The organism is Crocosphaera watsonii WH 8501, from assembly GCF_000167195.1.
Taxonomy (GTDB): Bacteria; Cyanobacteriota; Cyanobacteriia; order Cyanobacteriales; family Microcystaceae; genus Crocosphaera; species Crocosphaera watsonii.
Map to the genome: position 1 here is coordinate 1 of NZ_AADV02000315.1, position 2,164 is coordinate 2,164.

Consider the following 2,164-nt stretch of genomic DNA (forward strand, 5'->3'; position numbering starts at 1 on the left):
GACCAAACTTGGACTGAACCTGATGAAGTTCATCATGTTCCCTTTACAACGAAAAAAGGTCGTCAATTAACAGTGACTATTTCGGGATGAAAACAGATGTTAATGAGAGGAACTAAAAACTATAAAATGAACAATCACCCCTTTACTTTACTCCAGATTGTTGTCAGAGATCAAGAAAGAAATAGTATTTGGAAACCTATGTGGCTTATTGTTATTGGTTCTCGGCGCGATGAGTTAAGTTTAGTTGATTGTTATCAGTGTTATCGACAACGTTATGACATGGAACATCTTTTTCGATTTGGTAAACAAAGATTATTGATGACATCTTATTTAACTCCCGATGTACATCATGAAGAAAATTGGTTTAAACTAACACTTCTTTCTTATGTAAATTTGTGGGCTGCCAGAAAATTAGCTGTGGTTTTACCCCGTGATTGGGAACAGTATTTGAAGACTAATAAATCCATCAAAATCACCCCTAGTCTAGTTCAAAGAGACTTTTCAAGAATAATTACGACCTTGGGGACTTTCGCCAAATTTCCCAAACGTCGAGGTTTTTCTTCCGGACGTATTAAAGGTTACAAAAAAGCCCCACGAACTCGTCATGATGTTATCAAGAAAGGGAGCAAAAAATCAACTGAAAACTTAAAAGCTCCTTAGTTTCCCTCAGAATCTATAGATTAGCCCTATTTGTCAGCCAATTTTATTGACTGATACAGAGCCGATATTTTGGGGTTTTAGTTTAGCGTAAAATATACGCTAATAAATTTTTTTTGTCCAAAGTCCAAGTCTGAAATAATCGGGATTATTTAATAACATGGCCATTGCGCCATATCGCATCACTGACATCCAGTGTTGTAATGCTTGTTCCAGACACTGCATATTTTCATCAGGAAAAGCCTCAACCAAACTATTAGCAATAGTCTGAAATATAGGTATTTCTTTATCCCGTAAACTTTGATAAATTTTTAGGCGTTCTTTAAGGGTTACGGCCCCTTGTCTTAAGGATTGTAAGTCTGAAGATTCAAGATAGTGATCGTCAGCTTCATAGAATAAGGTTTCAAAATCTTTCTGCATGATCTTTGTTTTAGAATAAATCAGATAAGTTGTTTAAATCTAAGTCAGAAGAAGTATTATCGTTTGGAGGTGTAAACGAAGACTTTTTAGGCATGGGAGCAATTTCGGGCGGCTTTTTCCAGCGAATTCCTCGGAAAAAGGTGTTAACGGAAAGACTGAGTAAAGACTCAGGTGAAAGTTGAACTTGCTCAGAAAAAGTCTGGGGTTCCTGGTGTCCTTTCCAGTTGGATTTTCCTAAAAAATCTTTGAGATTTTAGGCTAATAAGGACTGAGAATTTTCGATTAATTCAACGGCATCGAAATCCTTTATATTGCTGGTTTCTCCAACCCAATTACAAGTACGAAAGAAATCATAAACACTGATACTAGACCCGAATTTCTCACAAAATCTGCGATCGCCAAACACAGAAGCCTTACAGGAAGTGGGTTTGAACAGAGCGATCGCAGATTTCCCCAACCAACAGTCTGTTGTCAGATTTTAAGTTAAAATCAACCCGAATTAGACAAAGATGAAAAGATAAATCAATCACTCATTTTTCCAAAAAAATTATTAATAAAATCTCTAATAGTACTAGATTGTTAGAATAAAATATGCTATAATTTAATTATTAAAGCAATTTACCTTAAACTGATTTAATGAGTCCGAGTTATCCCCGAACTCCTCGTCAAGTAATCAACTTTAGTAAACAGAAAGGAAAAGAAATAATCGCTAATTTTGATGGGGGACTAATCACTTCAGATGCGGGGATTGTCTGGATAGCTGAGTTGGATAAAAAACTGGGAATTACCGAGAAGTTTGGTAACTGTTTTCAAGATCATCGTCATCAATCTTATGTAGATCATTCCGTTCATGAGTTATTAGCACAAAGGCTTTATGGAATTATTTTAGGCTATGAAGATGTCAATGACCATGATAAATTACGTCACGATCCTGCCCTTAAGATCGCTTTAGAAAAGCTTAATGAACTTGAAGATAAAAAGGGATGGTTAGCTGGAAAAAGTACAATTAATAGATTGGAATATTGTCCTGAGACTATTCTCGACCAAAAAACGAGTCGTTATCATAAAATAGAACCCAACTTTGAAG

At 35.7% G+C, this 2,164-nt stretch carries 3 protein-coding genes and 1 pseudogene; 2 read left to right on the top strand and 2 right to left on the bottom strand.

Going from position 1 to position 2,164, the window contains the following annotated elements; all coding sequences use genetic code 11:
• Positions 1 to 660 (top strand): annotated as a pseudogene (locus CWATDRAFT_RS31320) (NF041680 family putative transposase); the annotation flags it as partial.
• A gap of 99 nt (positions 661 to 759) precedes the next feature.
• On the opposite strand, the gene CWATDRAFT_RS31325 reads toward CWATDRAFT_RS31320, so the two are convergent.
• Positions 760 to 1,077 (bottom strand): globin family protein, encoded by a 318-nt coding sequence (locus tag CWATDRAFT_RS31325; protein WP_007308686.1) that lies wholly within the window; start codon positions 1,075 to 1,077, stop codon positions 760 to 762.
• A gap of 253 nt (positions 1,078 to 1,330) precedes the next feature.
• Positions 1,331 to 1,534, bottom strand: coding sequence for a hypothetical protein (locus CWATDRAFT_RS40885; RefSeq protein ID WP_232287257.1), 204 nt, complete (start codon positions 1,532 to 1,534; stop codon positions 1,331 to 1,333).
• A gap of 179 nt (positions 1,535 to 1,713) precedes the next feature.
• Between CWATDRAFT_RS40885 and CWATDRAFT_RS31335 the strand changes: the two genes are divergently transcribed.
• A partial coding sequence (locus tag CWATDRAFT_RS31335; protein ID WP_042713071.1) for a transposase occupies positions 1,714 to 2,164 on the top strand: 451 nt, incomplete at its 3' end.

Coding starts and splice junctions, on each gene's coding strand:
- CWATDRAFT_RS31325 (WP_007308686.1), bottom strand. CDS start 1,077: ATGCAGAAAGATTTTGAAACCTTATTCTATGAAGCTGACGATCACTAT.